Genomic DNA, 18,955 nt, shown 5'->3' with positions numbered 1-18,955 from the left:
GCACACATGAAAATTAAGGATATCGCGCTGAGTAGCCTCACCATAGCCATGCTCGCTATAGGTGGTTCTAGCTACGCTGCAGATAGTGGCCAAGTCGTCGCTACACAAGCTAAAGCGAACAAAAACGCGCAAACGTCACAAGCAAAAATCGATAAGTACGCAGAGAATACGGACTCAATGCTGGCGGAATACAAAGGTCTGCTTCGCCAAATAGACAGCATGAAAGCGTACAACCAACAAATTGAGAAGATGGTGAACTCACAACAAGGCGAGATTGACTCGCTAAATAACCAGATCTCTCAAATCGATCAAACTGCAATGGAAGTGGTGCCACTGACTCTTAATATGGTTCAAGCACTGGAAGACTTCATTGAACTTGATCTCCCCTTCCAAGTAGAAGAGCGCGGTAAGCGTGTTGCCGAGCTTAAACGTCTTATGGATCGCGCCGACGTTACGACCTCAGAGAAGTACCGCAAAGTCATGGAAGCTTACCAAATTGAAGAGGGCTTCTCACGATCCATCGAATCATACAAAGCCAGCCTCGAGCGTGATGGCGAAGTCGTCACCTATGACTTCTTACGCATCGGACGCACAGCGCTGCTGTATCAATCTCCAGACGGTCTAGAAACAGGCATGTGGAACCAGCAAACTCGCGAATGGGAAGCACTCCCAGAACAATACCGCGGCGCGGTTCAACAAGGTCTACGCGTTGCTAAGAAGCAAGCGCCACCAGCACTGATCAAGTTACCAATCTACACCGGGGAGAAACAATAATGACTGCATTTAAATCTATGGCTTCACTCCTGCTCTCTGGCCTATTACTGTTGCCCACCGTTGCGAGTGCAGAAACCAAACCTATCTCCATGAACGAGCTTCTAAAAACGGTAAAATCGCAAAGCTCGCTCGAATCTAAAGAAAACAAAGAACGTGAAGCGGAGTTCTTAGCCGATCGAAACAACCAGCAAGCGTTACTTGAAAAAGCACGAGCTCAACTCGCACAAGAGACAGCCCGTGGCGACACGCTCAAGGCAACGTTTGATAACAACGATGTTCTGCTTACAGAGCTCACTGAAACTCTTCGCCAACGCTCAGGCACACTCGGTGAAATGTTCGGTGTCCTAAGACAGTACGCTGGTGAGTTCAAAGGGCTCTTTAGCGCCTCTCAGAACGCGGTTAAGTTCCCAGAGCGTGATGCGCTTTTGACTAAGCTCGCTGAAAGTAAAGAACTACCCTCTACAGCCGAGCTTGAAGGTTTCTGGTACACCATTCTTCAACAAATTGTCGCCTCTGGCGAAACATCAAAAGCCAACGCCACCGTGGTTTACGGCGAAGGCAACGAAGCAGAAACTGAAGTTACTTTAGTGGGTGAGTTCAATGCTATTGCTGATGGTAAGTACGTCACGTACGTTCCACAAACGGGCAAGTTTGAAGAACTGTCTCGCCAGCCATCTGCCAACATCACAACTCTTGTATCACCGTTTGAAACCACGGCAGACAGTTATCAACCTCTGTTTGTTGACCCGTCTCGTGGTGTGATCCTTTCACTACTCGTGCAAAGCCCAACCGTTAAGGAGCGTGTCGATCAAGGTGGCATCGTCGGCTATATCATTTTGGGTATGGGTCTTATTGGCGCCTTGATTGCCGTCGCTTGTTACCTACGTCTACTGGTTATCGGTGGCAAAATGCGCAAACAAGCGAAGTCTGATCAAGTACTTAAAAGCAATCCTCTTGGCGAAGTTATCGAAGCATACCAATCGCACAAAGGCAGTAACCTTGAAGATCTGGAAGCGAAGCTGGATGAAATCATTATGCGCAACGCACCACGCATCGAGCGTTTTGTTGGCTCTATAAAACTGTTTGCTTCGGTGGCTCCCCTACTCGGCCTACTGGGTACAGTAATGGGGATGATTGGCACTTTCCAAGCCATCACACTCTTCGGTACAGGTGATCCTAAGCTGATGGCAGGCGGCATTTCAGAAGCACTGGTAACCACCATGCTTGGCCTCGTTGTCGCTATTCCACTGCTGTTCTTCTACACCCTTGTCCATAGTAAAGCACGTCGACTGGTTCAAACACTGGAAGAGCAAAGCGCTGGATTTATTGCTCGCTACCAAGAAAAACTGCACTCATCAGAGGCATAAGGAGCTTCTATGTGGTGGTTAGTCGAAGAATTTGAGTCGATAAGACGCTTTTTAGGAATGGGTGGTGATGTTCTATTTGCCATCTTTATTCTCAGCTTTTTGCTTTGGAGTGTACTGCTTGAACGCTGGTTCTATTTCTTAGCCGTTGCACCGCGCATGGCCAAGAAAAACGCTCGCAGAGTGGACTGCACGCTCCGAGCACCAAAGCTGGAACGCAAAGATGATCCGTCAAGAGCTTGTCTCACGCCAGGACATTGAGAACAAAAAAGGACTGCCGGTCGTCAAAGTGCTGATCGCACTGTGTCCGTTGCTTGGCCTACTGGGTACAGTTGTCGGCATGATTCACGTGTTCGACATCCTTGCTGTGGTAGGCACAGGAAGCCCACGGGCCATGGCTTCAGGCATTTCCAAAGCAACCATACCTACCCTTGCGGGAATGGTCGCTTCTCTGTCTGGCTTGTTCTTTAGCACTCGATTGGATCATCTTGCCAAAGTGACCACGCAAAAGCTGGAAGACCAGCTAAAACATGTCGCTTAGTAAACGGAATTATAAGGATATAGGTCATGAAAAGACGCTATAGCAGCGAAAGCAATGAAGAAGCAGCGATCGATATGACGCCAATGCTGGACATTGTTTTCATCATGTTGATTTTCTTCATTGTTACCACTTCTTTCGTCAAAGAAGCTGGTATCGAAGTCAGTAGACCGAGCGCTAACACGGCGCAGGTGGTGAAAAACGGCAACATTATGGTCGCCATTGGCGCAGCTGGCGATGTTTGGGTAGATAAACGACGTATCGAAGTTGATGCAGTACGCGCCAACATCGAACGACTTAAAGCCGAAAGCCCGGAAGGTGCCGTGGTGATCCAAGCAGACCAGGAAGCCAGTGCAGGTGTCGTGGTGAAAGTGATGGATCAAATAAAAATGGCTGGGGTAGAAAACATCTCCATCGCCGCTACAGATAAGGGGTAACCTATGCGTTATCTGGCCTCTGTAGCACTGGCGCTCGTTGTCGCCCTCGGACTCTTCTGGGGGATGGACAAGCTAGTAAACAAAGAGCGCCACGAGTTAGCGTCGAGTGACGATCTTCGTATGGTCGATTTTATTCGCGTTAAACCGCAAGAAAATGTACAGGAGAAAAAACGAGAGCTACCAAAACCACCACCACCAAAACGCCCGCCACCGCCACCAGAAATGAAAGTGGCGTCGACGGTCAAGCCTGTGATGGAGCAAATCGCTATGGATATGCCTAACCTCAATCTGCCCGTTAATGTCACTGGTGGTTCTGTGTTAGGTCACTATACCCAAGGCGGTGGTGCTCAAGTTGTGGGTAATAACGGCCCGGTACCACTGGCCACATTCCAGCCGCAAATGCCGCGCAAAGCAGCGCGGTCTGGCATTGAGAAAGGTGTCGTGCTGGTAGAGTTTACTGTGAACGAACGTGGCACGGTTGAGGATGTCAAAGTCCTCAAAGAAAACCCACGTAAGCTCGGTCTTGGCCGCGCTGCCAAAAAGACTATCGCTAAATGGACATTCAAACCTAAGCAGGTCGATGGACAGGCGGTCAGTACTCGTATGTCACAAGAAATTGAGTTTTCTACCAACTAAGGAGTCGAACATGAATACGTTCAAAAAAATGGCTTCTGTGTTGCTTATAGCGGGCTGTTTAAGCAGCCCAGCTATCGCTCAGGATCCACCTCAGCTTTCCGACAAGACCTTTCGCACCGTTAACAAGGTGCAAAAGTGGATCGCTGAAGAAAAATACGCTTACGCCATAGAAAAGCTTGAAAGTGCCATTGAGTCTACCAAGAAGAAAAAGTACGACCGAGCCGTCTTACTACAACAGATGGGTTTTCTGTACTCACTTCGCGAAGACTACAAACAAGCGGCGAACTACTTTGCTCAGGCACTCGAGGTCAATGCCCTCCCCGTGCCTGTCGCGCAGCAAGTCCGCTACAGTTTGGCTCAGCTCTATCTCGCCGAAGAGCAGTACCAAAATTCGGTCAATACCATGAAAGCTTGGTTTAAAGTGGCAGAAACCACCGAAGACAAGCCTAATGCTCACGCTTACATCACACTGGCAAGTGCCTATGTGCAAATGGGAGATTACAAAAACGCCATTGCACCAACCAAAAAAGCCATTTCGATGACCAAAGAGCCAAGTGAGTCTTGGTACCTGTTACTGCTTGCTTCTCATTACGAACTTAAACAGTACAAGAGCACCGCAAGCGTTCTCAAAACACTCACTTCCAAATATCCACAGAAAAAGCGCTATTGGATGCAGCTGTCTGGGATCTACATGGAAATGAACCAGGATAGAAACTCACTGGCCGCACTGGAAGCAGCTTATGAGCTTAACCTACTTGAAAATGAAAAGGAGTATTTAAGGCTAGTCAACTTTATGGCTTATCAGGGCATCCCTTACCGCGCAGCGAAAACACTTAAGCTAGAAATGGAGCAAGGGAACATAGAGAAAACGCAAAAGCATGTTGAAAAGCTGGCGTCTTTCTACCATCAAGCGCAAGAAGTAGATCAAGCGATTTTGGCCTACCAACAAGCGTATGAGATGGCTCCAACGGCCAAAAGTCAAATCCGCATTGCTCGCCTAATGCTGCAAGACAAGCAGTATCAAGTAGCCTCTGAATACACCAAGACTTATGCGCCTGACGCGACTAAGGATGAGGTAGCAGAGCTGCAATACATAAAAGGCATGGCACACTTTGAGATGAAACAGCCAAAACTCGCGCTCAACTCAATGAAACAGGCCGCGAGTTCACAGCAGCTTCGTCCAACGGTTAGCCCTTGGATCAGCTTTTTGGAGCAATAAGACTGATAAGAATATCGAGAGGAGATGGTTGTGTTCTTCTCTTGGTTAAGTGTGAGTCAGTCGCACGTTTAGGGAAGCTTCGGCTTCCCTTTTTTCTCTTCAGATCTAAGTCCAGCCCTCAATTGTTAATAAAATGTCGCAATTCTTTTCTAGCGTAAATCACACCGCTCGTCATAACATTTAAGTAACAAGTGATGACAGATACAAAGGACAGATATCTATGCTCTCCTCTTTGCAAGCAAAGTTAAATGCGGTCAACAACAATAAGTACTTTCAAACATTTACTGTGGTTGTGATCATACTTGCAGCGCTGACCATAGGCGCAAAAACTTTCGAGCTACCTGAGGTGTTGAACAGAGCAATATATTGGTTGGATGTGTTTATTCTACTGTTCTTCTTGGTTGAAATCGTGATCAAATTTTTCTCGTACCAAAACAAACTCGATTTCTTTAAAAGTGGTTGGAATCTATTTGATGCTGCGATTGTTATAGGTAGCTTAATCCCAACTGCGGGACAAGGGATCTTGATCGCTCGACTACTCAGAGTATTTCGAGTATTACGATTGGTCTCTGCCATACCTCAACTAAAGCTGCTTATTAATGCGCTGATTAAAGCGATTCCCAAGATGGGTTATATCGCCGTGCTTATGTTCATCATCTTCTACATATATGCGGTTATTGGCAGCTTAGTGTTCTCGGATATCAATGACATATTGTGGGGAGATGTATCTATATCTATGCTCACCCTATTCCGTGTCGCTACTTTTGAAGATTGGACCGACGTCATGTATGAAACTATGGAAGTCTACCCGATTAGCTGGATCTACTACCTCACCTTTATTTTCCTCACCGCATTCGTGTTTTTAAACATGATGATTGGTGTCGTCATTGAGACCATGACCGCAGAACACGCTCTCGCGGAAGAGGATAAAAAATCGGAACTACCCCAGTTAACCGCCGATCACCAGACTAGACAAACTTTTGCGACGCATCAGCAGGTTGAAGCATTACATCGGGAGTTGGAAGAGATAAAGAGGCTGCTTAAGTCAAAGTAATGGTTACCGGCTCTTTGTCTTCTACGTGCTATCGAGGCGTTAGTCGTCTTACTTAGCGACTCTTTGGTATTAGCGCTAAACATGGAAATCACTTAACCCAATATATTAGTAACTAATTTTTAGATGTCATGAAACCCGCCCAAATAAAGCGCATCATACCGTTGAGCTCAACCTGTCAGATATAGATCCGAAGAATACTCATCCAGATAGATAAATATGCCAACAAAGGCACATTTTACTCAGTAATTGGCTGAATATTTAAATAAACACCCAACAAAAGCTGTACAAAATGTGACCAGATGTACAGTTTTTTAATTCTATTCATAAGCAATCGCGCTCATTATTGACAAACCGATCAATTAGGATCATCACTTATGTTGCCCCAATAACCTGGATAACAAAATGAAACAGAAAATATTCAGGGTCAGTTTAGGCTTAATCTTCACCGTCACTATTGTTGGCTGTAATAGTGACAACAACACATCAAGTGATAAGGGTGGTGCGAGTGCAACATACAACGTCACTGCCATCGATGGATACTTGAACGGTGCAGAAGTCTGGCTAGACCTTAACAATAACTTTTTACTCGAACCCAATGAACCGAGCGCCATTTCAGGTGCTGGAGGTATCGCAACTCTGGATGTCACAGGAGTAGACGACCCTTCGTTATACCCTGTTGTCGTTCGGGCAATCGTTGGACAAACCGTAGATGAAACTGAAGGCGACGTCACTGAGCCCTTTGTCATGTCAGCTCCTGCAGGAGAAACTGCAGTGACGCCTCTGACCACCATCGTGCACAACACGATGAAAAAAGACCCTTCTTTAACTAAAGATGAAGCTGCAGCGCAACTTGCAAGCGATTTAGGAATAGAGTCTGACGATGTTTTAGGAGACTTCATTACCGGTGATGGCAAGCCAAAAGCAGCTTACGCGGCAGAGCAAATCGTAAGTATGGGTGCCTTACCTGAAACGGCTGATGAACTGGCTAAAGCTGCCGATCAAACGTCTACTGAATCCTCCAAGTTCGAGCTTGTCGTCACCGCTGTAAATCAAGATATTAAAGAGATTCTCGATACCGTCTCTGACTCACAAACGGTAGAGGAGATAAAACAAGATTTGGCAACGATTCCACCACCAACCGCGCCAATCGACAGTGATGGTGATGGTATCCCCGACTCAATCGACGCCTTTGACCAAGATCCCACTGAGTGGGTGGATAACGACCAAGACAACCTAGGAGACAATGAAGACGACCCTTATCTTAATGATAGTGATAACGACAGCTACAGCAATGATGTCGATCGCTTCCCTAATGACGCTACCGAGTGGTTTGATGATGACAATGATGGTCTCGGTGACAACGAAGACGATCCCTACTTAAACGACAGTGACAACGACAGCTACGCCAATGATGTCGATCGTTTTCCCAACGATAGTACCGAGTGGGAAGACAACGACAATGACGGCCTTGGTGACAACGAAGATGATCAGTCACCCAACGATACCGACAACGACACTATCGCAAACGACACTGACAACTGTACATCTGTCGCTAACCAAGACCAAGCGGACTTTGACCGAGATGGCCTAGGAGATGTCTGTGACGACAACCTTGACCTTACTTGGAGCGTAACCAACTGGAACGACGCGACCTGGCAATAGCTGCAAACGCAAGATTAGAAACCTTAAGGATAAGTATCATGAAAACTTCAAATAAACTTCTGTTGGCGACGTTGATTAGTCACACTATTGCAGCTGGTGCTTTCGCCGCTGTACCCCACACATTCAGCGCAGGCTCACCTGCACTTGCAAGCGAAGTAAACGAAAACTTCTCACAGCTGGATTCGAGACTTGAGGCACTAGAAGGCTCTGAAGCTGGTTCAAGTTCCTATATCACTGTTCAAGTGGATTGCTCAGAAAATACTAAAGCGTTAGTTGAAGCTCTCGAAGGGACACGCAACTCGAGCGCGCAAATGGAGTTTCAAATTAGCGGAACTTGTGAGGGTGCCGAGGTCGCTCGTGCCGACGTTAGAATCGACGGCTCAGGAAGCGCTAGCATAGCCGAGGGCGAGGATATGGATGGCGAATCCCTATTTATCGATGCACAGGCGAATGTTCGACTTTCAAACCTCACATTGGAAGGCACCCTATTCGTTCGCAACAGTTCTAATTTACGACTAGAGAATGTTTCCCTTCCGATGCCTGTCGAGAATGGCGATGGATACGAGCCGAATATCTATATGCGCACCTCGTATCTTCGTATTAATGGCGGCTCTATAAATAATCTATCCCTGCTGCTCAATCGTAACGCATCAGCGGATATAAGAAGTGCAGTAACAGGTAATGCTTACCAAGTCGTCGCCGACGGAAACTCGACTGTTGTGATCCAATCAGAGACTGCCACTTATGATACCGTAGAAGCCGTAGGCAGCTCGTTTGTTCACTCTCATGGTAACTTAATCGCCGATGATCTGTATGCTTCTAGGGGGTCAGCAATAGAGGCAAGCTCTCTTCAAGTCACCAATTTTGTGGACATTTGGGGTAACTCTCACCTAAGTGTCCATGGTGATGTAACAGTTGGAACGGGCAGTGACGGTCGATTCAATGTCTTTCAAAATAGCGCAGCACAAGTCGCAGGAAACCTCTCCGCTGGCGAGATGGAATGTTCCAACTCCTCGTCTTTTGATATTGACGGCAATCTAGAGACGCGCGGCTCACTCAGTTGGAGTGGCGGCCAATTTGGTCTAGCGATTCAACGCGGTTGTTTTGGCCGATATGGTGAGTCTGATTCGAATACACTGACTGGCGGATACTTTATTGACCAACATTCAGAAGTGTATACACCGTCTTGGGCTGCACTAAGTGAGTAGTACAACCAGATAGAATAATAAGTGAGTATGTTCGCTCCAAAGCAGTGTTGCGAACATACCTGTCATCATCGAACTTACTCAATCAGATATAACGCACTCTTTCATTATCTTTTATTACAACAGCCTTACTCTTTATATTCACTCCGTCGCATAACAATGCAGCCAATTGCTTTTTACTAGACATAAACCAGCACTGACAGACACAATTCAACTTCTAATAATTAAAACTGACACATTTCGTGTTGGGAGATGCTTGTTGCATCAATTAAATTCAATACGTTGTGACTTTAGTGCTTGTTGCTCTTGTTATTTGCATCCTCTTAAACCTAAAAGGGCTAAACTAACTATGCGAACAAAGATGAATCTAATTTCACTTACCGTCCTACTTTTAGCAAATGTCAGCTACGCAGAAGAAATACTTCCTATTTCTGAAGCTCGCGAACGCATGAAGTTTGTAGAACTGTTACCTAAAGAGCGCCAATTAATTGCAGACCGAGCAAAATTAGTGATAGATGGATTGTACGTTAACAAATTTCACAAAAACGACTATTACGGGATAAGCCCCACCCCAAAGGGTCACCTGGATCCTATTACAGAGGTAGACAAGATCGCTAAGCAGGCTCATACGATGTCGACTTATGAATTACATGACTCACTCAGTACGCTGTTTATCAGTCAACGAGATCTCCATTTCAACTACCTTCTACCTCTGCGCTTCTATGATCACTTTACTGAAATGCCAATGCGGTTTACTCGCGTTAAAGATAAAGATGATTTTTTCGAAATTCGTGTCACTGCCGCATGGAATGGTTTTAGTCTGTACCCCGAAAGACCTAACCCTAAAGTTGGCGATATTCTGATAGGTTACCAAGGAAAAAGCATTGAAGAGGCAATGCGAGAATTAATTCCTCAGGGGCAAGGCTCGAACCCTTATGCGGGATTTAATCAAGCTCTTCGATACATGACATTCCGATGGAATGGAGTCCATCTACTGCCCAAAGAGGATACCGTTAGCTTTAAATTTCGTTCGGCAGAAACTGGAGAAGAGTACGAGGTTGCCTATGAATGGCTAGTGTATTCAGGCTCAAAGATTGGCGGGCTATCAACACCAGAAAGCGAGGTTTTATCCAACTCACCCGCGATCAGTTATAACCATCAACAAGCGCTATATAATCAATCATTAGAACGTCATACCAAGCCTGTTGCTCACTCTATGGTATCAAATATCCAACGTTATGGAGAGACGTTTTACTATACTCATATTCCTTATCAAGGAGCCAATTACGGATACCTTTACATAAACTCATTCCTTCCATCAACTGGATGGTGGAGTGAATACCAAGCCATAAGAGATCTATTGCAAGAGCAAAATGCGTTGACGGACGGACTAATTATAAATGTATCAAACAACCCTGGAGGAACAATTTACTATGCCGAGACGCTGCCAGGGCTCTTTACCAAAAAAACAAGTAGAGTACACGACTTCCGATTACTAAATTCGGAGTTGAATCAATACTTGTTCCTCCATGAAGACGTACAGCAAATGTTTCCCTTCTTTAAAGAAGCACTCGATAATGTGGCAGGCAGTGATGCCAAATACTCCTCAAACGCTCCGATAACCACACCAGAATTGGCCAATGTACATGGTCAAGTATACACAAAGCCTGTAGCAGTCATGGCTAACTCAAGCACCTATTCTGCGGGTGATCTGTTTACCTGCGCCATGCAAGACAATGATGCTGCCGTCATTTATGGTGCAGACCCCAAAACAGGCGCGGGCGGTGCAAATATTATTTCCTACAACTTCTTTTACGGCTCCCCTACTGGAATACATACACCACTGCCTTTAGGTATTGATATGGACTTCTCATTCAGGCAGGCCGTGAGGTTTGGTCATCACTCGGGGCAAATCATCGAAGACTACGGCTGCACTGCAGATGTTGACATAAGCCCAACGCCTGAGGATCTGGTCAATGGGAATCAAACGATGTTGACTAAAGTACTCGAGGGGCTGAAAAATCAAGCCGTATCGAAAAGTAATTTTGAATTCGCTGACGATAAAGTCGGTACTTATTACATGACGCTTAATCCACAAGATGCCAAGATCAACCTGCTGCTTAAAAACACAGAAAAAGTTCGAATCTCCGTTGCTAGCGATTGGTGGAGTAGAATGGAAACCGAGGAAACCTACCATGCTAACGCGTACGGGAATAACGCTAAGCTGTTCACTCTGCCTATTACCGCCTCTTCTCTCGATACCAATAGCTTTGTAATCAAAGTTGAAGGCCTAGACGGCGGCAATGAACCACTTTGGAACTTCAAGCGTGGTGTTGAGATCACTGAATAGGTTAACAATCACGAATCAAATAAAGATAGGCCGGTGTTGTTAATACATCGGTCTAATAATCAACCATAAAACTGCAGGTAAACTAATTCGTAGCACTCAAAACTAAAATTTGTAGAGTCAGCGCTCTTACGATAAACATTACACAGGAATTTGGTGTTTGTAACTTGAGGAACCTATGAGGAGAATTGGAGCGTGCAGCGGGAATCGAACCCGCATCATCAGCTTGGAAGGCTGAGGTAATAGCATTATACGATGCACGCATCATCGTGGGACGAGAGTTAATATGCCACATCTAAACCAAAAGAAAAGCCTATTTTTGCGCATTTTGGGTTAACTGCGCATCTTTGCTTCGATTTGCTTCTTAATTGCGCTATCGCACTGATGTAAAAAGAAAAAAGTGAGACATAAATCCCACTTTCTAAAGCTGCTTCAAGCTGCACCGACTTTTTTGCAAGTGCACACTGAATTCTTAGTCGCCATGTACTAGAACTGATAATGCACACCTAGCATTAACGAACTCAAATCTATATCCCCTAGGTTATACCCATCAGGTTGACGGATGTTTGGCGTTAGATAGGTGTAGTCAACCCGCATATTAATGCCACTTTCCATCGCGACGTTAAGACCTAGGCCAGCATGTACCCCGGCACCATACAAATAATCATCTTGCGCGACGTTTTGATGTGCAACCTCGCTGTCCCATGTCATTCCAACACCGGATACCCCAACTTTTGTATAGACGGCGATGTTTTCGTTAACGTAGTAAGAAAACTTTGGTGATACTGACAATACTCCAATCACTGAGTTACTGCCCTCTAAAGAGGTGTCTGCTGCAGAAAACTGCCCTTCTAATCCGAACCAATCTGTAAAGTGGTACCCAGCGTAAACGCCGATGGCCGGGCTTTTCATCCTAAATCGCTCAAAGCCTAAATCATGCTCATTTGCATTGTTACTAAGCTGTCCGAGACTGCCTCCGACGAAGGCACCGGTTTTATCAGCGGCAACACTGTTCAAAGACATAAAGAGTAATGGCAGCGCCATTGTCGTGGCAGCGAGAGTAGAAATATTAGAACAGATGGACTGGCTCATACGGAACTCCTTAGTTATCGTTGTTTATTGCGTGGCCTTTCAATAAAGAGATTAACTAACTGAGAAATAATGAAGCAGCTTTGCGATAAACGGGCGATGGTGACGACAGAAACCGCCATCATTTGATAAACGGGATATCTGAGATCGCGCGGACGAAGTATCAACGAGCCAGCAAACGCACTTGCAAGACCCCACCATCAAGGAGCCCAAGTGCATGTAAACGTTTGCCTTGTCGATATCAAATGACATAAAGCTGCATAAAATTGACTGGATATCGAATATTTACTATCGAAAAACCACAAAAGCTCTGATACCTTTACGCCATCAAAATCGTATCCCAAAATTGATTAGACGAACCTATGCCTTCCACTCAAACCATTAAAAAAATCGTAGATATCGGCGACACACTTCACCGTAGTGGGTGTGCCCCTTATAAAGTGGAAAAGTACGCGCAATACTACGCGCAAAAACACGGCATCGATGTCATGGTGCAAGCCACACCCACTGCCATCAACTATCAATTTCCAGACAAAGACAACACGGTTGTACTGAAGCGGTTAAAGCCCGCCTCCATTAATCTAAGCTTGCTCGCTAACACTATCATTCGAATCAATCAGCCAAGCAATGAACCTGTACCAGAGCCTGTTGGTTACCCTAAATGGGTCGTCGCTCTCGCTAATATGGGGATCCCACCTGCTTACCTCATGCTGGTAGGCAGCACGTTGGAAGCCATTGCATTTTCTATGTTGCTCGGTTTAATGGTTTGGGTATGTCAGCTTGTTTATCGTGGACGCAACTCTATCGCTGTGGAGTTCATTTCAGCTCTACTAACCGGGGTTCTCGTGGCCTTTATCGCTAGCACTGGCGCTGCAATCCCTATATGGGCGTTATGTATCGCGAGTGTCGTTTTGTTTGTCCCCGGTTTATCGATCGCCAACTCACTTGAATGTTTGGCATTTAATGACTTAGTCTCAGGGACAGCCCTTTTAGGCCAAAGTGCCCTCACCCTTATCAAACTGTTTATCGGTGTGATGATGGGGCTCAATATTGGTGAGGCCTTCTGGGGGCAAGCAGAGTCCATTTCGTATACCAATGAAGTCCCGCTGTGGCTCCATTGCTTTGGGCTATTACTTATCTCAACGTCTATTGGCGTCATTTTCAACGCTCGCCCAAAAGACATTCTTCTTGGGCTGCCCGTAGCCGTGCTTGGCATGTGGGGGCCGTTCTACTTAGGATTTGATAGCGGCTGGGTAGTGGGCACTTGGGTAACGACGGTACTCATCACTTTATATGGCACCTGGGTAGCAAAAAGGCTCGATCTTACCGGCTCTATTTACATCGTGCAGGGCATCATTATCTTGGTACCGGGAAGCCGTGTTATGGTGAGTGCCAGCCAATCTGTGTTTGAGCAGTCGATTTTACCGATCCCTAATATCGGTTTATCCGCATTATTTATGTTTTCCGCAATTGTGGCAGGTCAAATTACCGCTTACTCAATATATTCACCGAAAATAGAGAGGTAGACCTCATAAATTGGTGATTCTATAAAAACCTTTTGCGCTTCAAAATAATCGTATTGTTTGCACAATCTTTACAAAATATTATTTCGAAGCGCTAAATAATGTTTTATATCAATATGTTACACAACCTGCGCAGATGTTGATCCAGCGTCAAAAAATTAGCTATCTGTTTGAAATGTCATGAAAGTGCCATCTAAAAACGAGCTACACATCAAATATTCGACATTAATATATTCACTGCTCTTTGACTTGCCTAAGAAGTCGCTTATATTCGTCAATGGCTAGAAAAAAAGTTCCATTGTATACAAAAAGCATTCGTTGAATTCTCGTGATTCCCCCGACGCGTTGTACGCAATAGCAATTTCATTTTCCACGCTATAGCTGCCGGATTGGCAATAGAAACAAGATAGTAAAAAATTTAGGATATAACTATGTCTAACACAGTAACTGGTACAGTTAAGTGGTTCAACGAAACTAAAGGCTTTGGCTTCATTCAACAAGAAAATGGTCCAGACGTTTTCGCTCACTTCAGCAACATTAAAGCAGACGGTTTCCGTACGCTAGCTGAAGGCCAAAAAGTTGAGTTCCGTGTCACTCAAGGCCAAAAAGGCCCTCAAGCTGAAGAAATCACTCCAGTTTAAGACTGTCTTCCAGTCACGTTTGATAAATAGCCAGCTCTGCTGGCTATTTTTGTATCAGTTAGTCCCAATCCCCGACTTTGTTAGTACCCTTTTGCGGTGAGACGCGTACTATAGAGCCAAACGACATTCATAATTTTTGAGCAATCTCATGGCCTTAAAACCAACTATTTATAAGTTTCGTGTTGCCTTGACCGACATGAATCGCGACTACTACGACTCTCTCAACCTTACGGTAGCGCTACATCCTTCTGAAAACCAGCAACGTATGATGGCGCGACTGATGGCGTTTTGCTTGAACGCATCTCCAGAGCTTCAGTTCACCAAAGGCCTATCCACCATTGAAGAGCCGGATATTTGGGAAAAGTCACTCGATGACCAAACCTTGGTTTGGATTGACATTGGCGAGCCAGATGTTGATCGAGTTAAAAAAGCCACTCGACTATCTAAGAAGACTAAGGTCTACAGCTTCAATACCAAAAGCGATGTGTGGTGGCAGCAACACCAAGGAAAATTCGGCTATCTAGACGCTAGTATCTATCGCTTCGATAATGAGTCGATTGAATCCCTGTCCGAGCTGGTCACTCGAACCATGGATCTTTCCGTTATGATTACCGGAACGTCACTGTTTGTTAATGCGGAAGGTGGTTCAGTAGAGGTCACCGTTGAGGAACTGCAAGACAAATGATTGAACTGAGGGAAGCACTGACCAATATTAAGGCCGACACGCTCAGCATAGCGGCGACACACCAAGAAGCCTGAATAACTTGTGCGAGCGAGAAAACCTCTTGTTCGCTAGAGCACAAGAGAATAAACCCAATCATGCCCCTTCAGGTTTACTACTTGGTCTATTCACCAAACTTAATGTCGAAGCGCTTTCCTCTCTCAACGCCCATCTTAATCAAGTTCAGGCAATGCAATCTGCCATTGAGCAACAGGTGGGCAGTGAACATGCTAGTGCATTTAAGCTCCCTGTCGTTGAAGAACTGACGTTGGTCACCCATATCTGGGTCTACATCCAAGGTTACTTGGGAATGGACTATAGCCTTGCCAATGATCACGCCCTTCAGACCAGCGAAACGCTCAGCCCTCTAACACATAAAAGTGTCGATGAACTGCGCATAGCATTCAACCAAAGCTACTATCAAGGCTTTCGCGAGTTTGAATCAAAAAAACCACCGTCATCCGGGTGGAAGCGGTGGTTTGAAAAATGGTTCAACTAGCCAGTTAGTTAGCCGGCAGATTAGACCAACCGTTAAAGGTTTGCGTGTGGGCCAAATACTTCGTAGTGAATACGTGAGCGCTCCACACCCATCGCTTCAAGCTGTGCCACCACAGCTTGCATAAAGCCAACCGGCCCGCAAAGGTAAAACTCACCAAAATGAACAGGTAGAGAATCTTTGATAGCTGACAAATCCATCATCCACTGTGACAATTTGCCGCTTCATGCTCCCCCTGAGGTTGACGATACCAGGTATGTTGTTGCCAGCCATTGGCTGCCAAAATTGTCGCCGTTTCATCAACAAACGAGTGCTGCTGCTCATTTTCACAGGCGTGCAAGTAAGTCACTTGCTGAGATGAGTCCTGCTTACCGACTTGTTGTAATATTGCTTGCATAGGCGTGCAGCCTACACCGGCAGAGATAAGTACCACAGGTGCCTCTGACGGCTGGTAAAAGAAGTCACCGGCAGGCGGCATCACATCTAGTGTCGAGCCAACATTTAGCTCACGATGTAAATAGTTAGACACCAAACCATCATCATGCTCATTCGATTGCTCTTTTTTCACCGAGATACGGTAGTTTGTACCCGTTGGTGCTTGAGACAGTGAATATTGTCGAATTTCCACATTATCACTGCCAGTTGGTGATACTTGAATCCCCAGATACTGACCCGGTTGATAATCGAGTACTTTGCCACCATCTTCAGGCTCAAGAACAAAACTCGTGACTAATTCAGACTCTGGCGTTTTTTCGACAATAACGAATCGACGAGTACCGCGCCAACCGCCCAGCGCTTTTTCACGTAATTGATAAAGCTCTTCTTCGCGATCAATAAAGATCTGCGCTAAAAATAGATACGCCTCTGTCCAAGCCTCCTCGACAGCCGGAGTGAACGCCTCTGGCGCCAGTTCACGCAATGTCTCAATGAGGTGGTGACCAACAATTTGGTAGTGCTCAGCTTTGATGTGAAAGCTCGTGTGCTTGTGCGCAATACGTTCAACTGCTGCTGACAAAGCTGCGAGGTTTTCAATGTTCTTAGCGTAAGCGGCGACCGCTTCAAACAAGGCAACGCTTTGACGACCTGACTTTTGATGAGTCATGTTGAAAATGTCTTTGAGCTCTGGGTTGTGAGCAAACATTCGTTGATAGAAATGCTGAGTCAGAGCAGGTCCTGCCGACTCAAGTAGAGGAATAGTGCTTTTGATGATTTCGATATGTTGATTACTTAGCATAGTGTTCCCTAAAAGGCTTTAAATGACGACTTTATCAATAGATATAATAATAGACTGGGTGTCTTACGTGTTTCCTGCTATTGCAGCACGCTTTTTATATTTAAAAGTGAACGATTCGTGTTCACATCTGATTTTACAGACAGCATATTGCAGAGTTCGTGCCAAGTATAAAAACATAGGTAGTCATTGGTTTTAATAAAGATTTTCGACCCAGATTGAGTCAAAATGACTACTTTCATTTATGTCTAAATGACACTAAAATGACAACTATACTCATTTAAAACGTCGTATCCCACATGCAAGATATCTCCACCTCAAGTCTTATAGACCTAACCGTTGGTCTCGCTAGCAGCAGCAACGATCAAGAACGTTTCGATTCGCTGCTCAACACTATCAGGAAAACCATTCGCTGTGATTGCGTAGCGCTGCTTTCGCTGCAGGGGGATACGCTAGTACCGCTCGCAATGCAGGGGCTCGCTCGAGATACATTGGGGCGACGCTTTGTCATTAATGAGCATCCGCGTTTTCGCCGAGATCTGCGCGGCTAATAGCCCAGTGATTTTTGATGCGGACAGTGAGCTGCCCGACCCCTTCGATGGGTTATTGATTGACCACCACGGCGACCTGCCAATGCACTCTTGCATGGGGCTTCCGCTTATTTTTGGCGAAAAAATGTTAGGAGCGCTAACACTGGATAGCCTAGAACCGAATGCTTTTCATAGCATTCCGACGCGAAATCTTGAGGTTCTATCCGCTATCGCCGCCTCTACGTTGAAAATGGCACTCACTTTCTCTCAGCTTGAGTATCAAGCAAAACAATCGAAGCAACTTCTCGAAGAGCTCAATGAGGAAGCTTGGGAGCGAGACGGAGGAGAGATGATCGGCAACAGTGAGCCAATGCGAGCACTTAAATCTGATATTGAGATCGTCGCACCTTCCGATTTCAACATTTTGATCCATGGTGAAACTGGCGTTGGCAAAGAACTGGTTGCCCGTACGCTGCATTACCAATCAACCCGCAGACAGCAGCCTTTAGTTTACGTGAACTGTGCCGCTATTCCAGAAAGCTTGATTGAGAGTGAACTGTTTGGGCACGTCAAAGGCGCATTTACCGGGGCCGATAAAAACCGATTGGGTAAGTTTGCGCTCGCGGACGAAGGCACCCTGTTTCTCGATGAGATTGGCGAATTGCCACTGGCCGCACAAAGTAAGCTTCTACGCGCCCTACAAAACAATGAGATCCAACCTGTTGGCAAAGATCAGATTCAGAAAATCAACGTTCGCGTACTGGCAGCAACCAATCGAGACCTCAAATTAGAAGTGGAAAACGGCAAGTTTCGCGCAGACCTCTATCACCGCCTAAGTGTCTACCCGATTTCCGTTCCTCCACTAAAAGAACGCCTCGGTGATGTGGAACTGCTAACCGGCTTTTTCTTGGAGCAAGCACGCAGAAAACTTGGGATCAGCCAGATCAAACTCAACCCTAATGTTGTTACTCACCTTAACCGATACGCATGGCCAGGCAATGTTCGCGAACTTGAACATGTCATCAACCGTGCGGCATTAAAAGCGAAAGCCCGCTCGATGGGTAAGGCGGTGGTGTCTGTCACCATCGATGATTGTGGGCAGTTTGATGATGCGCTCCCCCACAAAATCAAACCAAAGCATCGACTATTGAGCTTCCAAAACAGAGCGCTGGCATACGCGAAGCTACTGAGGAATATCAACGCGCGTTGATTTCCAATGCGTTAGTCAGTGCCGACTACAACTGGGCTCAAGCGGCACGTGAGCTCAAGACGGATCGCGCCAACCTTATCCGATTGTCTAAGCGTTTGGGTCTTAGCGTCACCAAGCGCCATAGTTTATCTAGGGAGTAAACACCTTTGATGAATGAGCCTACCGAGCGACTAAACGTATCGGTAAAGTAAAAGAGGTGTTAAGATTTGGCGCTGTACGTGTTGGTCACAAAAACACGATAACAACTATAAGCTCAACAAATTACAAAGAAAGGTAGT

General features: G+C 45.8%; 14 protein-coding genes, 1 tRNA gene and 3 pseudogenes. 15 read left to right on the top strand and 3 right to left on the bottom strand.

Translation table 11 applies throughout. From position 1 onward, the window contains the following. Positions 1-6: 6 nt before the first annotated feature. The 10 genes and pseudogenes from TZ48_RS14025 (at position 7) to TZ48_RS13980 (ending at position 11,239) form a co-directional block, all read left to right on the top strand. A complete protein-coding gene (locus TZ48_RS14025; protein ID WP_112479614.1) occupies positions 7-774 on the top strand; it encodes a DUF3450 domain-containing protein in 768 nt (255 codons plus the stop codon). Beyond that, the gene (locus tag TZ48_RS14020) at positions 774-2,141 is read left to right on the top strand and encodes a MotA/TolQ/ExbB proton channel family protein (protein WP_112479613.1); all 1,368 of its coding nucleotides are present in this window, start codon (positions 774-776) and stop codon (positions 2,139-2,141) included. The genes TZ48_RS14025 and TZ48_RS14020 overlap by 1 nt, the downstream gene beginning before the upstream one ends. Before the next feature lie 9 nt (positions 2,142-2,150). Further along, positions 2,151-2,679, top strand: a pseudogene (locus TZ48_RS14015) (MotA/TolQ/ExbB proton channel family protein). Between the two features lie 26 nt (positions 2,680-2,705). Further along, a complete protein-coding gene (locus tag TZ48_RS14010; RefSeq protein ID WP_042497468.1) occupies positions 2,706-3,113 on the top strand; it encodes an ExbD/TolR family protein in 408 nt (135 codons plus the stop codon). 3 nt (positions 3,114-3,116) lie between these two features. After that, a complete protein-coding gene (locus TZ48_RS14005) occupies positions 3,117-3,749 on the top strand; it encodes an energy transducer TonB (protein WP_112479612.1) in 633 nt (210 codons plus the stop codon). A gap of 10 nt (positions 3,750-3,759) precedes the next feature. After that, positions 3,760-4,968 carry a tetratricopeptide repeat protein gene (locus TZ48_RS14000; RefSeq protein WP_112479611.1) on the top strand — a complete coding sequence of 403 codons (1,209 nt, stop codon included), beginning with the start codon at positions 3,760-3,762 and terminating at the stop codon, positions 4,966-4,968. A 220-nt stretch (positions 4,969-5,188) separates the two neighbouring features. Then, entirely contained in the window at positions 5,189-6,022 is an 834-nt protein-coding gene (locus TZ48_RS13995) for an ion transporter (RefSeq protein WP_112479610.1), read from the top strand. A gap of 402 nt (positions 6,023-6,424) precedes the next feature. Then, entirely contained in the window at positions 6,425-7,684 is a 1,260-nt protein-coding gene (locus TZ48_RS13990) for a hypothetical protein (RefSeq protein WP_112479609.1), read from the top strand. Between the two features lie 38 nt (positions 7,685-7,722). Beyond that, on the top strand, positions 7,723-8,892 hold the full coding sequence (locus tag TZ48_RS13985) for a hypothetical protein (protein WP_112479608.1): 1,170 nt from the start codon (positions 7,723-7,725) through the stop codon (positions 8,890-8,892). A gap of 358 nt (positions 8,893-9,250) precedes the next feature. After that, positions 9,251-11,239: a S41 family peptidase gene (locus TZ48_RS13980; protein ID WP_162674590.1), complete on the top strand. Its 1,989-nt coding sequence runs from the start codon at positions 9,251-9,253 to the stop codon at positions 11,237-11,239. 186 nt (positions 11,240-11,425) lie between these two features. Here the strand turns inward: TZ48_RS13980 and TZ48_RS13975 are convergent. Both TZ48_RS13975 and TZ48_RS13970 read right to left on the bottom strand, forming a co-directional pair. Further along, positions 11,426-11,499: transfer RNA gene (locus TZ48_RS13975), tRNA-Gly, on the bottom strand. Positions 11,500-11,722: 223 nt separating this feature from the next. After that, positions 11,723-12,328 (bottom strand): outer membrane beta-barrel protein, encoded by a 606-nt coding sequence (locus tag TZ48_RS13970; RefSeq protein WP_112479606.1) that lies wholly within the window; start codon positions 12,326-12,328, stop codon positions 11,723-11,725. 359 nt (positions 12,329-12,687) lie between these two features. Here TZ48_RS13970 and TZ48_RS13965 point away from each other — a divergent pair, with 359 nt between their 5' ends. The 4 genes from TZ48_RS13965 (at position 12,688) to TZ48_RS13950 (ending at position 15,709) form a co-directional block, all read left to right on the top strand. After that, entirely contained in the window at positions 12,688-13,851 is a 1,164-nt protein-coding gene (locus tag TZ48_RS13965; RefSeq protein ID WP_112479605.1) for a threonine/serine exporter family protein, read from the top strand. A 428-nt stretch (positions 13,852-14,279) separates the two neighbouring features. Continuing rightward, on the top strand, positions 14,280-14,489 hold the full coding sequence (locus TZ48_RS13960; protein ID WP_112462860.1) for a cold-shock protein: 210 nt from the start codon (positions 14,280-14,282) through the stop codon (positions 14,487-14,489). Between the two features lie 148 nt (positions 14,490-14,637). Then, entirely contained in the window at positions 14,638-15,174 is a 537-nt protein-coding gene (locus tag TZ48_RS13955; RefSeq protein WP_112479604.1) for a YaeQ family protein, read from the top strand. A 100-nt stretch (positions 15,175-15,274) separates the two neighbouring features. Then, entirely contained in the window at positions 15,275-15,709 is a 435-nt protein-coding gene (locus TZ48_RS13950) for a hypothetical protein (protein WP_162674589.1), read from the top strand. Between the two features lie 32 nt (positions 15,710-15,741). On the opposite strand, the pseudogene hmpA reads toward TZ48_RS13950, so the two are convergent. Further along, positions 15,742-16,940, bottom strand: a pseudogene (gene hmpA / locus TZ48_RS13945) (NO-inducible flavohemoprotein). Between the two features lie 296 nt (positions 16,941-17,236). Between hmpA and norR the strand changes: the two are divergent. Beyond that, positions 17,237-18,817, top strand: a pseudogene (gene norR, locus TZ48_RS13940) (nitric oxide reductase transcriptional regulator NorR). Positions 18,818-18,955 lie beyond the last annotated feature (138 nt).

The sequence above is a fragment of the Vibrio variabilis genome, from assembly GCF_003263785.1.
In the GTDB taxonomy this organism is placed as follows: Bacteria; Pseudomonadota; Gammaproteobacteria; order Enterobacterales; family Vibrionaceae; genus Vibrio; species Vibrio variabilis.
This window is presented reverse-complemented; position numbering and strand designations above follow the sequence as displayed.